This window comes from Shewanella sp. 10N.286.52.E4 (genome assembly GCF_041468785.1).
GTDB lineage: Bacteria > Pseudomonadota > Gammaproteobacteria > Enterobacterales > Shewanellaceae > Shewanella > Shewanella electrodiphila.
This window is the reverse complement of record NZ_JBFRJJ010000010.1, coordinates 105626-122271: the sequence shown is the minus strand read 5'-3', so window position 1 is coordinate 122271 and position 16646 is coordinate 105626. Positions and strand designations below refer to the sequence as shown.

The 16646-nt window shown below is 40.3% G+C and carries 13 protein-coding genes and 1 riboswitch; of the genes, 7 read left to right on the top strand and 6 right to left on the bottom strand.

Going from position 1 to position 16646, the window contains the following annotated elements; all coding sequences use genetic code 11:
* The first annotated feature begins 570 nt into the window (after positions 1-570).
* Positions 571-1815 (top strand): dicarboxylate/amino acid:cation symporter, encoded by a 1245-nt coding sequence (locus AB4153_RS05630; RefSeq protein ID WP_102526584.1) that lies wholly within the window; start codon positions 571-573, stop codon positions 1813-1815.
* 144 nt (positions 1816-1959) lie between these two features.
* Entirely contained in the window at positions 1960-2715 is a 756-nt protein-coding gene (locus AB4153_RS05625; RefSeq protein ID WP_371996639.1) for a thioredoxin family protein, read from the top strand.
* A 93-nt stretch (positions 2716-2808) separates the two neighbouring features.
* Here AB4153_RS05625 and AB4153_RS05620 read toward each other — a convergent pair whose 3' ends face one another.
* Positions 2809-3801, bottom strand: a complete 993-nt coding sequence (locus AB4153_RS05620; RefSeq protein WP_102526582.1) for a class 1 fructose-bisphosphatase — start codon at positions 3799-3801, stop codon at positions 2809-2811.
* Here AB4153_RS05620 and AB4153_RS05615 point away from each other — a divergent pair.
* Positions 3800-3934: a hypothetical protein gene (locus AB4153_RS05615; RefSeq protein ID WP_267869067.1), complete on the top strand. Its 135-nt coding sequence runs from the start codon at positions 3800-3802 to the stop codon at positions 3932-3934. The genes AB4153_RS05620 and AB4153_RS05615 overlap by 2 nt on opposite strands.
* A 162-nt stretch (positions 3935-4096) precedes the next feature.
* Entirely contained in the window at positions 4097-6316 is a 2220-nt protein-coding gene (locus tag AB4153_RS05610) for a S9 family peptidase (protein ID WP_371996720.1), read from the top strand.
* Positions 6317-6600: 284 nt separating this feature from the next.
* On the opposite strand, the gene arcA is transcribed toward AB4153_RS05610, so the two are convergent.
* Positions 6601-7317 (bottom strand): two-component system response regulator ArcA, encoded by a 717-nt coding sequence (arcA, locus tag AB4153_RS05605; protein ID WP_102526580.1) that lies wholly within the window; start codon positions 7315-7317, stop codon positions 6601-6603.
* A 682-nt stretch (positions 7318-7999) separates the two neighbouring features.
* Between arcA and AB4153_RS05600 the strand changes: the two genes are divergently transcribed.
* The 3 genes from AB4153_RS05600 (at position 8000) to AB4153_RS05590 (ending at position 11782) form a co-directional block, all read left to right on the top strand.
* Entirely contained in the window at positions 8000-8434 is a 435-nt protein-coding gene (locus AB4153_RS05600; protein WP_229368516.1) for a DUF3293 domain-containing protein, read from the top strand.
* Positions 8435-8953: 519 nt separating this feature from the next.
* Positions 8954-9130: riboswitch (Lysine riboswitch) on the top strand.
* Positions 9131-9271: 141 nt separating this feature from the next.
* Complete coding sequence (gene lysC, locus AB4153_RS05595; RefSeq protein ID WP_102526578.1) at positions 9272-10621, top strand: lysine-sensitive aspartokinase 3; 1350 nt, start codon at positions 9272-9274, stop codon at positions 10619-10621.
* 21 nt (positions 10622-10642) lie between these two features.
* Positions 10643-11782, top strand: coding sequence for a succinylglutamate desuccinylase/aspartoacylase family protein (locus AB4153_RS05590; protein WP_102526577.1), 1140 nt, complete (start codon positions 10643-10645; stop codon positions 11780-11782).
* 201 nt (positions 11783-11983) lie between these two features.
* Here AB4153_RS05590 and AB4153_RS05585 read toward each other — a convergent pair whose 3' ends face one another.
* The 4 genes from AB4153_RS05585 to AB4153_RS05570 form a co-directional block, all read right to left on the bottom strand.
* On the bottom strand, positions 11984-13114 hold the full coding sequence (locus tag AB4153_RS05585; RefSeq protein WP_229368519.1) for a site-2 protease family protein: 1131 nt from the start codon (positions 13112-13114) through the stop codon (positions 11984-11986).
* 125 nt (positions 13115-13239) lie between these two features.
* A complete protein-coding gene (locus AB4153_RS05580) occupies positions 13240-13620 on the bottom strand; it encodes a DUF4144 family protein (protein WP_303514665.1) in 381 nt (126 codons plus the stop codon).
* 20 nt (positions 13621-13640) lie between these two features.
* Positions 13641-15308, bottom strand: coding sequence for a DUF342 domain-containing protein (locus AB4153_RS05575; RefSeq protein WP_303514661.1), 1668 nt, complete (start codon positions 15306-15308; stop codon positions 13641-13643).
* A 176-nt stretch (positions 15309-15484) separates the two neighbouring features.
* Positions 15485-16519: a methyltransferase gene (locus tag AB4153_RS05570; protein ID WP_303514660.1), complete on the bottom strand. Its 1035-nt coding sequence runs from the start codon at positions 16517-16519 to the stop codon at positions 15485-15487.
* Between the last annotated feature and the right edge of the window lie 127 nt (positions 16520-16646).

The following is a 16646-nucleotide window of genomic DNA, read 5'->3' as shown; positions in this document are numbered from 1 at the left end:
CTTTGAATTTGCGTTAATGGCGCTCAAAACGTAAATAAGCTTGTTAGCGGGTAAAGCAGTTAAGGCAACTTAACTGCTTTTTTATTGGCTAGAATTTAGCCAGTTGAAATTGCTGTGATGATTTAACAGTAGCGACTCATATGGTTTTATATTGATACATTTATCGATCTTACTGATAACATTATGATTAATTTTATTTAGTAACAAATGTTATTGCTTACGAGTGTTATGGCATCAAGGCAAAACATATTGTAGTAAGCCAGTGTATCTAACTTAATTTGGTAATTTAACTAACGGATCTCGCTGTTATGGAGTTGTGTTTTGGTTTTGAAAACTGGCATAACAGTCAATTTTATTAAATTTAATGGTTTAGTTGTTTTAAAACAGTCAATTATACCTCACTGTAAATATCTAGTTTCATTCCTTATAACAACTTATTGATCTCTAACATTGAATTATGTTGCATCTTGTTTCAGTATCCTTGTCGTTAAAAATAATTAAAACAAATTTTATCGTCGTTTTTAGGTGTTTTCTTTCTGAAGTCGGCTTGAACTAGGAATACAGAAAATTATGACCAAATCATTATCGACTCGAATTTTTATCGGGTTATTCTTAGGGGTACTACTGGGTAGTATCGTTCAATTTGCGCTAAATGATGTGGCGTTCTTTTCGGGGACATTAGTCGAAGTCGCTTCTGGCATTGGTAAAATGTTCGTCAATATGATCATGATGCTAGTGGTACCGCTAGTATTTGTCAGTATTGTTTGCGGCGTGTGTGAACTACAAGACCTAAAAAGCTTCGGCCGTCTTGGTGGCAAAACGTTTGGCTTTTACATTATTAATACCCTAGTGGCGATTACGGCTGCTTTTGCGGTAGCAATGTTAATCGAGCCAGGTAAAGGCGTTGATATGTCTAGTGCTGGTGGTGTGGATATTACCGCCACTGAACTGCCTAATTTGATGACCTTGATTGTCAATATCGTACCGAATAACCCGTTCTCTGCATTTACGTCAGGCAATATGCTGCAAGTCATTTTCATGGCGCTATTGCTAGGCGGCGTGATCAAGTCATTAGGTGAAGTTGCTAAAGGCGCAGTGAAGGGCTTTCAAACCGCTAACGTCATTATGATGCGTTTGATATCAGTGGTGATGAACCTTGCACCAATAGGTGTGTTTGCATTGATGTTCAAGCTTGGTGCGACGTTAGAGCCTGAAATCTTCTTCAGCGTGGTGCAATATTTACTGCTAATTCTTGGGTTGTTATTACTGTGGATTTTTGTGGTTTATCCATATGCAGTAAGTTTCTTTACTCAAGTAACAGCGAAACAATTCCGCGAAAAAACCCGCGAACAAATCTTGTTCTCGCTATCAACTGCGAGTTCAAATGCAACAATTCCAGTGACCATGCGAACCTTAACTGACAAGCTAGGTGTAAACCGCGCTGTAGCAGGTTTCGGGGTGCCGTTGGGCGCAACCATGAACATGGGTGGCGTATCTATTTACATTACTATTGCGATTTTCTTTGTTGCCAATGCTTTTGGTATGCCTATTAGTGGCGATCAAATTCCAGCCTTATTGTTCAGTGTTTTCTTATTGTCAGTGGGTGCAGGTGGTGTGCCTGGTGGTGGTATGGTGATGATTGGTGTGCTTATTCACCAAATGGGATTACCAGTTGAAGCGTTTGCTATTGTCGCTGCGTTAGACCGTATCATCGATATGGTGCTGACGTCATGTAACGTTGTTGGTGATACAGCGGTATTAACCATTGTCGACCAAACTGAAAAACCGCACCAGATTGAAGCTGAAAAAGCTTAAGTTTGATTGAGTCTTTTGGGGCTCAACGAACGGTTAACCCTATGCTTAACCGTTCGTTGAACATGGGGTTAACAAAAGGTCTGCATTAGCAGACCTTTTTTGTATATGCTTAGATAACTATCATAAAAATAAAGGGGAGGTTACGTGAAATTAGGGATTGGATTTATTTTAATACCATTAATGTTATTGATGGGGTGTCAGTCAACGACGCATCATGGTGAATCACTGCCACAATATACGTTTATTGCTCATGATAATGATATGGAGCGAGTAGCATCGGCTCAATCTACTGCTCAAGCAAATGGTAAATTGTTATTGGTGGTGATGGGCGCACAGTGGTGCCATGACAGCCGTGGTCTTGCTGCTAAGTTTTCGACAAATCAAATGCAAACCATACTATCCGATCGCTTTGAAACTGTGTTTATTGATGTGGGCTACTTTGATGACTTACATTATTTACCTCAAAAATATGCCTATCCTGCCTACTTTGGCACGCCGACAGTGATGGTGATTAACCCTGAAACCAGTCAACTTCTCAATGAGGTAAACTTATCTAAATGGCAAAGTGCTGACAGTGTTCCTATGGATGATTATCTAACGTTCTTTTCAAGTATTGGTAGCCAACCTGTCGCGCCATTACATAGCTCTGCGGAAATTGATCAATTTACCGAAAAAAATGTGGCGAAAATGAAGCAGGGCTTTGATCATTTAAGACCGATTTGGGCTGCGGTGCGAGAGGGGAGTGTAGATAAGTCGGATGAGTTGCAAGCTGTCGCCACTGAAGTGTGGCAATTTCGCACGCAATTACAAAAGGATATTGTCGCAATGAAACTAAAGTTAGCCGAAGATCCTGCAGCAAAATTGAATTTGCCCGATTATGCTCTTTTTAGCTGGCAGTAATAACCGGGCCTAACACTCGAAATAAAAAAAAACCGCCAACTGGCGGTTTTTTAGTTAAACCTCACTTAAAAGATGAGGTTTAAAATAAGCAGCTTAGCTGATTTCAGGTTCACTACTGTAATCAAGACCGTGATAGCTTAAGCAAGTTTCAACTTCGTTAGCTGATCCTAAAATTACCGCTACACGTTGGTGAATGGCTTCTGGTTCAATATCTAAGATGTCACCATAACCAGTTGAGGCTTTACCACCGGCTTGTTCTACTAATAATGCCATTGGGTTAGCTTCATACATCAAACGTAGCTTATACGGCTTCTCAGGGTTCTTGTTATCGGTTGGATACATAAAGATACCACCACGACATAACACGCGATGTACATCACCCACCATGGCTGCAATCCAGCGCATATTGAAAGACTTCTCACGAGTGCCAATTTTACCTAGCAACAAATCGCTAATGTAAGTTTGCATTGGCGCTTCCCAAAAACGTTGGTTTGACATATTGATGGCAAACTCAGCAGTGTCTTGGCTGATGCTAACACTCGGATCTGTTAACAAGAATTCGTTTGTATCAGGGTCTAGAGTATAAAGTTGAGTGCCATTACCTGTCGTTAATGCCATCATGGTTGATGGGCCATATAGAACATAACCAGCAGCAACTTGCTGACGACCATTTTGTAAAAAGCTGTTTTCAGTTAACTCACCAGCTTGTGCTGGTAGTACTGAGAAAATAGTGCCTACCAAAGAGTTAATATCAATGTTTGAAGAGCCATCTAATGGATCAAAACAAACCAAGTATTCACCTTGCTTATTCACTTCAACCACATAGTCTTCTTCTTCTGATGCTAGACCACGCACATTACCTTCGGCTTTGAGTGCATCTTTGAGCATATCGTTGGTGATAACGTCGAGTTTCTTCTGTGTTTCGCCTTGGACATTCTCTTGTTCAGTTGCACCTAAAACGCCTGCTAGTGCGCCATGGCGAACGGCTTGGCTAATTTCTTTTGAACAGTCAGCTAAGCTCAAAATTAATTGTGAAAGAGATTCTGATACAGCTTGTTTTGTAAGGGTTTGTGTCAAAGTTTGCATGCTTGTTCCTAAGACAGTAGAGGTTAAGGTCGGTAACCAGTGGTTAATGTTCTATTTTATTGCCACAGATAATACCTTAGTTCGGGTGACATTACAGCGTGAAAAAGATGAGCAATATATGACTTCGGACTGATTTGTTATAAACTCACGCAAAATGCCTACTTTAGGTTGGTATTTGGTTAAATTAAAAATAATAACAATAAGAAATTTACACCATCATTTTTTGTAAGGAATGACCATGATGACGAAATGGAAATCTACGGCACTTTCAGTGTTATCCGTAATTCCGCTAGTAATGACTAGTTCTCTTTTCTCGACCTACGTATTGGCCTCAACAATGAATATGACAGGTAATAACACTCCGCTTACTATTGAACGAATTCATGCTTCGCCAGCCTTAGCTGGTGCAAGCCCTAGAGGACTGAAGTTGTCTCCAGATGGTAGATTGGTGACATACCTTGCAAGTCGTGAAGATAATCAACACTTCTACGATTTATGGCAAATGGACATTGCAACGGCAAAGCGCAGTATTTTACTCAATGCCGATAAATTAGCTTCGGGTGAATTGTCAGATGAAGAAAAAGCACGCCGTGAGCGCCAACGTATTTATGGTCAAGGGATCATGGAGTACTTCTGGGCTGATGACAGCGAAGCATTATTGATCCCAGCTGCTGGCACTTTATATTATTTTACCATTGCTGATAACAAAGCGGTGGAGCTTGATACTGGCGAAGGTTTCGTAACTGATGCGCGACTATCGCCAAAAGGTAAGTATGTATCTTTTGTGCGCGAACAAAACATTTATGTACTAGAACTCGCTAGCTCAAAACTGACTCAGTTGACCTTTGATGGCAAAGGTCCGATTAAAAATGGTATGGCAGAATTTGTCGCCCAGGAAGAAATGGGCCGTATGACAGGTTATTGGTGGTCGCCAGACGAGTCATCTATCGCGTTTACTCGTATTGATGAGTCAGGCGTTGAATTAGTCACACGTAATGAAATTTATGCAGACGGGATTAAACTCACCGAGCAGCGTTACCCATATGCGGGTAAAACAAATGTTGAAATAGAGTTAGGCGTGATTACGCTTGCCAAAGAAGGAAAAGAGCAACAAGTTTCATGGATCGATTTAGGTAAAGAAAAAGATATTTATCTGCCGCGAGTGAAATGGCTACCTGATAGCAAACATTTGTCATTCCAATGGCAGAGTCGCGACCAACAATCGCTAGATTTACGCATTGCTGATTTAACCAGTAACAACAAGACTAAAACCATAGTGGCTGAGCGAAGTGAAGCTTGGGTTAACCTTAATGATGATTTACAGTTTTTAAAACAACAAAAGTCTTTCATTTGGGCGTCAGAACGTGATGGTTTTAACCACCTTTACTTATTCGATTTAAATGGCAAAGTATTAAAGCAATTAACCCAAGGTGATTGGGCGGTTGATGCGCTTGAGTTAGTTGATGAAAAAGCAGGATGGGTTTATTTCTCTGGTCGTAAAGATTCTGTAGTTGAACGTCATTTATACCGAGTGCCATTAGCTGGTGGCGAAATCGAAAAAATCTCCAGCCGTAACGGCATGCATTCTGCGGTATTTGCAGATAATAAACCTGTTTACTTAGATTACTTTAATAGCCTAAGTCAGCCGCCACAAGTGAGCTTACACGATGAAAAAGGTAAGCAATTAGCTTGGGTTGAGCAAAATGAAGTTAATCAGTCACACCCTTTGTATGACTTTGCGGGTCTTTGGCAAATGCCTGAATTTGGAGAGCTAAAAGCTGAAGATGGCCAAGCACTGCAATATCGTTTATTCAAACCTGTACCATTTGATGACAGTAAGAAATACCCTGTTGTTGTTCGCGTTTATGGCGGTCCACATGCGCAATTAGTAGTGAATAGTTGGAGCGAAGCGGATTATTTTACTCAGTATCTACTGCAACAAGGTTTTGCGGTATTTCAATTAGATAATCGTGGCTCTGCGCACCGTGGTACTGAGTTTGAATATGTTATTTACCAAAACATGGGCGATGCAGAAGTCGAAGATCAGAAAGTGGGCGTAGATCATTTACGTAGTCTGCCTTATATCGATGGAAACAATATTGCGATTTATGGTCATAGCTATGGCGGTTACATGGCATTGATGGCGCAATTTAAAGCACCTGATTATTTTAAGGCTGCAATATCTGGCGCACCGGTCACAGATTGGCGTTTATATGATACGCATTACACAGAACGTTACATGGGTCATCCTGAAAGAAATCAAACAGGTTATGATGCCAGTAGTGTTTTACCTTATGTGAAAAATTATCAATCAGGATTGATGATGTATCACGGCATGGCTGACGATAATGTGTTGTTTGAAAACAGCACTCGCGTTTATAAAGCCTTGCAGGATGAAGGTAAATTATTTCAGATGATGGATTATCCAGGTTCGAAACATTCAATGCGTGGTGAAAAAGTTAGAAATCACCTTTATAAGTCGTTGGCTGCTTTCTTGGAAAATGAGTTGAAGTAATGACGGTAGCGGTACTAATAGCCCTCAATGTGATAGCGGGGGCTTTGTGTTTAATGAGCTTAATTGAATTGTTTAAAGACAAAAGGCGTAAATAATTCGATCAGTTAAACTACATTCATAAGAAGTAACGTCTCGGTATTTAAAGCGTAGCTTACCCCTTCGTTTCGAGATTGAGCTTTAGCCAAAGAATATTCGTAATATAGTTTGTCCGTTAAGCTGAATTACAGCCAATAAAAAAGCCAAGTCATCGACTTGGCTTTTTTTATTTCCGCAATAAGCGAAAATTAATCTTCTAAGTTACCGCAAAAACGATAGCCTTCACCGTGGATAGTCGCGATGATTTCTGGCGTATCAGGTAAGCTTTCGAAATGCTTACGGATGCGACGAATGGTTACGTCAACAGTACGGTCATGTGGCTTAAGCTCACGGCCAGTCATCTTCATTAACAAGTCAGCACGAGTTAAGATTTTGCCTGGGTTTTCTACAAAGTGAAGCATCGCGCGGAATTCACTGCGTGGAAGCTTATAAGATTCACCTTGTGGGCTTACTAAAGAACGGCTGTTGATTTCTAAGCTCCAACCATTGAAGCGGTAGAATTCTACAGAACCTTTTTCTTCGATTTCTGCACCAGCACTATTAACGCGAGTTAATAAGTTGCGAGCACGGATAGTTAATTCACGTGGGTTGAATGGCTTAGTGATGTAGTCATCAGCGCCAATTTCAAGACCAAGAATTTTGTCAACTTCGTTGTCACGACCAGTTAAGAAGATAAGGCCGATATTGTTAATTTCACGAAGCTCACGAGCTAACAATAAACCGTTTTTACCAGGAAGATTGATATCCATAACAACAAGATTAATCTTATTATCCTGCATGGCTTTATGCATTTCTGCGCCATCGTTTGCTTCAGTTACTACATACCCTTCTGCTTCAAAAATACTACGCAGTGTATTACGGGTTACAGCTTCATCTTCAACAATAAGAATGTGTGGGTTTTGCATGTTATTTACCTAAATTAAAAACAATTGATTCTAGTCATGTTGCACTAGGGCGTTGGCGTGTTTATTAATGAAACGCCGATAATTTATAAATTTCACGATAGGTGTTTATCTATGTCTGCCCTGAACAAAACACGCTTCATGACTAGCTACATTATATACACTCAGCTTAATACATTATTAAAAGAGACATACGTGACATAAATGTGATCATAAAAAATCCATATTCTCATTGTATGCTGAGTCTTAACTCACTCACAATCAGTCTAAAGATCTATTAAAACAATGATTCGTTACACTATGAGATTAAATTGCTCATAAAAGTTCCTTGGCAATTTAATAATGTTCTATATTTAATGTTATCTAAAAATGTAGAACAAAATGCTCAAGCTTGATTATTTAATGGTGAAAAAATGTACCGATAAATGTAACAGCTTGTGCCACAACTTATAGTTATGTAGCAAAATCTAGCTAGTGGTGATTATTGTACTCGTTTTAGGCATTTGTTAACAAATGAAATGTTAACAAATTTACGCATTAGAATTGTTACAAAATTGAATTTTTTAATAAGCCTTTGATTTTGCTGTTTAATTTAATTATTATTCTTGTGACTTGCATCACATGGACTATGAGCGTGAATAAGGGTTTGCTACACTTAACTGGGATTAACAGAGAATATTAGATAATGGATAATTTAATTGATAGCCTTTGGCACAAGTATCAAGGAACACAATTTTTACTCACGCAGCGCTTATCTAATGATATTCCTTTCGCCATTGTCACCGCACACAATCCTCTTGGTAGTGTGCTCACTCCTTGCCAAAATCGGTTATTAGACCGTCGTTTACAGCGAAAAATTGAACAATATAACAGTCCATATCGTTCACTTATTGGCGCAGCTCCTGATTTATCGCATATGGAAAAAAGCTGGGCAGTCTTTATTGATAAACAGCAGGCGTTAGAATTAGGGCGAGAGTTCAAACAACATGCGATTTATTATGTGAACCAAGGTTTATTGTCTCTAGTGGCTTGCGGAGATGCGCCAGATGATGAAGTGATGATTGGCGACTTTACAACACGTACCCAGCTAGTGAATGAACTACCAGATTTGCACGAGTAATTTTTAGATATTATTGCTAATTAAGTATTGTTGTTAATTAGGTATTGTTAATTAGGTATTGTTGATTAAGGTGAGATCTCTGCCCAGAAGTCGTTAATGGTATCTTTATGTAGGTTTTATTCTAGCAAGAGCAGATTAAGGTTGAATAACAGCTTCATTCTGAAAGCGGATTGTAGAGCTAACTATTTATCACTTACTGACGGTTCACAATTGCATTGAAAATACGTATTCATTGGCGAGGTATATAAACCCTTTTAAGACATCATTGAGCAGTAATCGCTATTTTTGTTATTGCAGATGTATAATATTTGCTTCAACTATCCATTAGATTGTTTTTTGTATTCTTCTTTGTTGCTGTAATTTAAGTATTTATCTTATCAATTCCTTCAAAAAAGCTCTCCTGTTTGATTAAGCATTTAAATGTCGTATTTTCAGTATTCTGTTATTTAGTAACTTTATTACAAGTCTGAATTGACTTAGATGGTCATTTATTGGTATTTTTCACTTTCTTCCATTGGGAGAAACAGAAGAGGAGCGTTAGCTAGGTAGTGAGTCTGAGGAAAACCTATTCCGATGATGACTTATGAGGGAGATTAGCGCCGAGATATTCGAAGTGATTGGTTTAACTTCATATCGGTCGATTAGGCTGAATCCTAACGATTGTCACCTATTAATTGGTGGAGAGCTTCTGGTGAAAAGATTGCTGTTTCCCTTCTCTAAGGGTGCGTTATCACTGCACCAGGCTCTTCGAACGAAGTAAGTTCGGAGCGTAATCATGTTTTTAAATCTTATTGTTCAATCTGTAAATGCTAGTCAGCCTATTGCTGAGGTGCTGTCATGAGTTTAGTTGTTGCTAAATTTGGAGGCACATCGGTTGCCGATTTTTCTGCAATGAATCGCTGTGCAGGTATCATTCTTGCTAATTCTAATACTCGTGTTGTTGTCGTGAGTGCCTCAAGTGGCGTGACTAATTTACTGGTTGAGTTGACTCAAGCCAACGTAAATGACCAACGCCGTATGGCTTTGTTGACTCAAATTGCCCAAGTTCAATATGACATTGTTGATAAGCTAGAGCGCCCACAAGATGTGGCGGCAACAATTGATAAGCTACTCAGTAGAATGTCAGTACTTAGTGATGCGTTAGTGCTAGATAGAAGCAAAGCCATTATTGATGAGTTACTCTCAATGGGTGAGCAATGTTCTTCATTGTTATTTTCAGCAGTTATTCGCCAAAAAGGCACGCCTTCGAGTGCATTTGATGTAAGACAAGTACTGAGAACCGATAGTCACTTTGGCCGTGCAGAGCCACAGATAGAGAGTATTGCTTCTTTAGCCGCTGAACATTTAGCGCCGCTTTTAAATGAACAGGTCATTGTAACTCAAGGGTTTATTGGTGCAGACAGTGAAGGGCACACGACAACATTAGGCCGTGGTGGCAGTGATTATTCAGCAGCTTTATTGGCTGAAGCGCTTAAAGCTGATGCGGTAGAGATTTGGACTGATGTTGCTGGTATTTATACTACTGACCCTCGTTTGGCCCCTAATGCTAGACCGATCCCTGAAATCAGCTTTAATGAAGCCGCTGAAATGGCGACTTTTGGCGCCAAAGTATTGCATCCTGCGACTATTCTTCCTGCTGTTCGTCAAAAAATTCAAGTCTTTGTAGGTTCAAGTAAAGCACCTGAGCAGGGCGGAACCTGGATCCGTCATCAAGTTGAAGAGGTCCCTGTTTTTCGCGCCGTTGCTTTAAGACGTGATCAAACATTACTAAATTTACATAGCTTACAAATGCTACATGCTCAGGGCTTTTTAGCGGAAACCTTCGCAACGCTTGCTAAGCATAAAATCTCTGTTGATTTAATTACCACATCAGAAGTTAATGTCTCGCTGACACTGGATAAAACCGGTTCAGATTCAAGCGGTCAAGGCTTATTAAGTGAGTCGTTATTGCAAGAGTTATCACAGCATTGCCGAGTTAGAGTAGAAGATAATCTCGCTTTAGTCGCGATTATTGGTAATAAAATCGCTTCAACAGCTGGCATATGTAGTCGTGTATTCTCAGTACTAGAAAACCATAATGTTCGCATGATCTGTCAAGGCGCGAGCCCACACAACTTATGTGTGTTAGTGGCTGAATCAGAAGCGGCAGATGTAGTAAATTCATTGCATCAAAATCTATTTGAATAAGTAATGCCAATAAGGTTAAAAATGACAGCATCAACCGGTACTTCTAAAGCACTGACTTCGCAAGTTGAGTTGGGAGAATTGGCCACTGGTCAAGCGCTTACAGCGCCTTTGTTTAGTTTTAAAGGAAGCGATAGCGCTGCGCCTTCTGTGTACATTCAAGCAAATGTTCATGGCGCAGAAGTACAAGGTAATGCGGTTATTTATCAGCTAATGACCTTGCTAGAATCATACACTATTTTAGGTGATATTCGCTGTCTTCCACTTGCTAACCCACTAGGTATAAACCAAAAAAGTGGCGAGTTTACCCTGGGGCGGTTTGACCCGATCACTGGGGTCAATTGGAATCGTGAATATTATGAACATGCTGATATTATTAGCAATATTCCTCAATGGTTTGAACTAAACCAAGGATTATCAGATGCTGAGTTAGTCGTGGCTTTTCGTGAATTATTAACCCGTAGCTGTCAGCAACGTATCGCCAATACTTGGGGCATAAGCACAGGACACCGCCTTGCGGTTAGCTTGCAATCAATGGCCCACGACGCTGATATTGTATTAGATTTACATACTGGTCCGAAATCAGCCAAACATTTATATTGTCCTGAATATGATGTTGAAGCCGCTGGATTCTTCTCTATTCCCTTTTCATTGATAATTCCAAATGAATTTGGCGGTGCGATGGACGAAGCCGCTTTTTATCCATGGTGGCAGCTTCAACAATATTGCGCCACGCAACAACGTCATTTTGATGTACCGGTTGCCGCATTTACCTTAGAACTGGCTAGCCAAGAGCGCATTGATATGGCCGACGCTAAAGAAGATGCGCTAGGAATTTTGGCTTATTTGAGTCACCGAGGTGTGATTGAAGAGAAAGTGCTACCAGCTGAGATGCCGCGCTGGGGCTGTTATTTGAAAGACTACAAAAAGTTTCATGCACCAAAAGCGGGATTAGTAGAATATTGTGCAGAAGTGGGCAAGCCGCTGGCAGCAGGTGAGTCGTTAGTTACCCTATTAAGACTTGATCAATATGGCTCAGAACAAGCGTTAACGTCAGTGAGTTTACCTTGTGATTGCGTGCCTGTTTTGCACTTTGCTTCGGCATCAGTGCATCAAGGTACTGAGCTGTATAAAGTGATGACGAATGTGTTTGAGATTAAATGATGTATGATTTTTCCTGAGCTTAGAGCTTAGAGCTTAGAGCTTAGAGCTTAGAGCTAGAGCTTAGGCTTAGGCTTAGGGCGTAGTGCTTAGAACTTAGAACTTAGGACTAGAACTTAGCTATCATTTGGGACACTCAATACCAAATATAAACTGCGTAAGGTAAGTGGGTTAAACTTTCGAAATAACCCACTTTAATTCTTGTTAACTCTTCAATATTTCAAGTGGCATAGCCAGCATGTCATCACCAGAGCCTGCAAAGTACCAGATAATTCCAATCAAAATACCCACAGTTAAAAAATACCAAATCGTAGAAAATATCTGGCCGTATCTATCTAACGGTAATAAATGACTTTGATGGCGGGTTTTCCATTCAAACACAATTTCTAGGCTACCGATTAATAACAAGAAACCAAGTAATGCTAAACCTAAACTGTAACTGATGAACACACCGATTGCTGCGCCAGCCATACAGGCGATAAGCCCGACCATGCTGTTCATCGAAAAGGTAATGCTTTTTAAAATATGACCGCCATCTAAAGGTAAAATTGGTAGTAAATTAAACAGGTTTAGTAAGGCGTTAAAACTAGCGAGGCCAGCGAAGAATATATTGCCAGTGACCCAGTAAGCTATCATGCAACCTATCGACATTATTAAGCCAAATGTGGGCCCCATGATAGATATCACTACATTTTGCCAACGGGTATTAATGCGCTCGTCACTGACCGCTAAACCACCCATGAATGGGATGAGATAGATGCCTTTAGTCTTCATGCCAAAGTGTTTCATTGCCTTGATATGACCGTACTCATGGATAACCAAACAAGCGATTAATGCCAAGGCAAACTCGATTGAAAAAAGCCACGAATAGGCAGCAACACTCGCAGCTGCCAGCATCGCTTTAACCACTTTGGCACTTTTAAGTAATTTAAATCCTAAAGATGCCAATCCCACCATACTGAATTGTTGTTTTTTTACTGGGGCAACTTCAGGAACTTGTTGTTCAATATCCTTGGTATTACGTTGTCCTTCAGCAATGGTGTCTTTATCGACGAGCACTACATAGTTTATGAGAAACGGCTGCCATTGCACATCGGCTTCGAGACGGACTTTTATGATGTTTCTACTGGCTTCTGTAATGACATCATCAGTGCTCGATGTTTGCATGGAAGCGGGCCGTGATAACTCAAACTCATGTATGTTAAAAGCCTGATTATCTACAGATGCTGACTTTTGCGAGACTAATTGATTGTCCCAATATAGTTGTTGCCAGCCCGCCATGGAGCCTTCTAATCGTAGGCGTTTACCAAGGCATTCTATATTCAGCAGTTCCATAAATTTAGCTGTTCCATTGTTATGATGAGAAGTTGATGATTGGTGGTGTGATTTAATTGATACATTGTTCGATGCAATTATTAAAAACGCTAGGCATTCTGCCTGATAGGCAAAGGCGACTCAAGCTAAATAGATTCAAGATAAGCGACAGCTTCAATCCCTTGCTTTATATCACTAAAAACAATTTTAGCGCTACAGCAATGGCCGTTTAATACTGCGTGTTGTCGAACCAAATGGATAAAACTGACAATATCGATAGGGTGTTGGCTTATTTCAAGTTGAGGTAATTCCGCTGTGGGTTGTGGTACCTGCATCAAGCTTGAGTCTATCGTCGGTTCGATAACAATATTAAAGGTTAGCCCTGCAGTGTCTAATAGCTGATCTTGGTGATCATAGATGTGTGGTTGCAAGCAACAAAACTCTAGCCAATCTCTCTCACTGGCTAGATAAATCAGCTCTTCACTTTCTTGTTGCTTGATAATTGCAGGCCAACAAATGTTATCCATAGCATTTATCACCATCAGTTTTAATGGCTACCGTAATCAAAACTGATTTCATTATGAAGGTTTTTAATCTGACAAGGTCCATGCTCTCTTTGGGTTCGATTTTGAGCAGGGCCAATATGGATTTCGACATTGGAGAAAATATGCTGTTCAGCTTGAATAAAGTGCTTGCTGTAATAACCTCCGACCTCTTGTTGTAACTGTTTACACTCAGACTCTGCTTTAGCACGGTTATTCGCGACTTCTTTCTTTTCATCGAGCATCATTTTCACTTGCTCTATCATGCCAGCGTCAGTTTGCCATTCTGATTTAGGCGGAAGTTTTCTGAGCCGAGCTTCGATATCAAGCCCCATCACAACTAATTTTTTCGCTTTAGCATCGCACTCTTTAACTTCTGCTCTAAGCTCTGCTTGGTGCATAGCGCAATAAAGTTCTGTTTTTGTGCCTGCGGTTGCACCAAAGGCGACAGCTTTAATGCCTTTTTTAGCGGTTGCTCTACCGCCAACTAAATCACCGCGCTTTGCGCTAGGATCGCTGACAGTAATAACGCTATCCGATTGCGAATGACTATGCAGAAGTTGCTTAGTCACTAAAATATCACTGTGGGCAGTTAAATTTGAATATTGTACGAACTGAGCACAAATTTGCCCTTGCGCTGTGATGTTATTACTGAGTTCATGTTCTTTAATCTGCCTGCCAATAATGCCTTTGCTGACAATAACATCACCATCGGCTTCTAAGGTTGCTGATTCAACAAAGCCCATGACCGTAATGTCACCACTGCTTTTTACTTTCATACCTTCATGAACGTCACCTGTGATTAAAATACTGCCTTCAAAATCAACATGACCATACTTTACGTCGACATCTTTAATTTGCAGCACGTCATCGACTTGCATACCTTTTTTGTTTTCAACAGGCTGACCTGCCACCGTAGCGATCAGTTTATATGGATCTTCAGGGTCGATTTCTGTGCCACTACCAGGCTGCATCGACAGATCTTTTCCTTCAACCTGTAATATGGCTTCACCATGGATGTTATATCCAGCAGTGCCAGAAGTTGCAGGCGTTTTAACCATTAATACATCACCAGGTTTAACCATTATCATGGCGCCTAGGTTACGCATATCTACCGAGCCGTCTTCACGCTCTTGTGGTTGCAATAATCGCTCACGAGCAAGTGGAACTTTTCTACTCAAGCTAGCATTAATACCGTTGGCGGGTAATTTACCGACGGCGATAACACTGTCACAAGACTCACCTGGGGGAAGAATGGCTAATTGCTGAATAAGAGATTGAATTTTCGGCTTACTTAAGCCCATTTTTACTTTGTAAGATTTAAGTCCGTTGAGGATCATTGGCAGTGATGGATCTTTGCCGCCCCAAGCAGCTTCTAACGTCATCGAGGCAGACATTTTATCTTCGTTTATATCTATGATGACTTTGCCATCAGCACGCTCAGCAATAACAAAAAATAACTCATGTTGACCGTTATCTTGACCACATAGCGCATTGATTTCGGCAACAGCATTATGAATGTTGTGCTGCATGGGGCGCAGCATGGCAAACTCAGGTTGAGTTAGCAGTTTACTGACATCGTCTTCAGACACTGGCCCATGAGTGTTGGGGATAACACGAAACTCAACTTGAGTTTGGTTTTCATTAAAAACCGCTAAGCTCCAATCCAACATAAAATACCTTTTATTCATAGCCTGAGAAGGTTATCAGGTCAATGCGCCTTAGTGACGTTCTTGTTATTAACTAACAAAATGTAGCGGTTTTTTATGATAAAAACTAGTCAGAACGCAGTTGTTTTTTCACTAAATGATATATTTTTCTTAGAAACCTAATAACTGTTAAAACTTTGTTACTTATGAAAAAAATATAGTTTGTACTTATTGTTTTCAGCTGGCACGTTCACTTGTCCGAATTCTTCAGCAATTGTGTCTGCATAGGGGAGGTTTCTGTTAGCAACGATTTGCCAAACCCCTTTATTTGACAGGCTGTTAGCGCTTGATTTTACGAAGTCTTTAGCAATTTGTGTGGTTGCCGCTAAACCGTCATGGAAGGGTGGGTTTGAGATGATGCCATCAAATTTACCAGATATTTGTTTAAACCCATCTGAAGCATATACATTGGCTTTCATGTCATTTGCCTCAAGTGTCAGCTCGCAAGCTTTTAATGCCATGGCATTAATATCGATACAATCAATATTAAGACTCGGGTTAGCCTTTAGCATCGCCGCACTAATAACGCCAGCGCCACAACCAAAGTCGAGTACTCTGCCTGTGAGCTCGGGTAGGTGTGATAACAATAGCTCTGTGCCTTGATCAAGTTTCTTTTCGCTAAACACGCCCACTAAATTGCAGATTGTGATATTACCTTGAGGTGTGGCCAACTGATATTGACTCACCCAGTCATTAATATTCAGCTTAGGTGCTGCTTGTATAAGTTCAGCGACAAACAATAAACAATGACGAGCATTATCGCGTTTTAACGCGGTTGAATAATAGTTTGGTAGTAATTTAGCCAGAGACTTTACGCCGCCTTTGTTTTCCCCAATGACAATGAGTGTACCGCCAACATTAAGGTGCTTGGCAGCCAACAGGAAAAGGTATGGCGCGAGAGCTTTTGCTTTTGGGAAGTAAATCACCACAGTATCAAAAGTTTGTAACTGAGCATCTACAGGGACGTCATGGCCAAAATAACAGTGTAGGTTTGCTTTTGTCTGTTTTGCTATTGTTTGATGATGATTAAAATCTAAGGCTAATGCAGTCACTGAGCTAGCAGTATCCAGCAATTCAACAGCTAAGGCATCTGCTTCATGATTTAGAATCAGTACATTCTGGTTTTCGACAAATTGAATGTTTCGTAGCAGAACTTGAGAAGTGTTGGTGAGCACAGAATCGACCTTAATAAATTAACCCAATAGTTATTGGCGGATTATAGCAAATAAGTCGTGCAGTGTTTATCTCTAAACTCACTGAAAATGAGCAACGTCAGTACAACTCAATAGTGTGCTTCTTGAT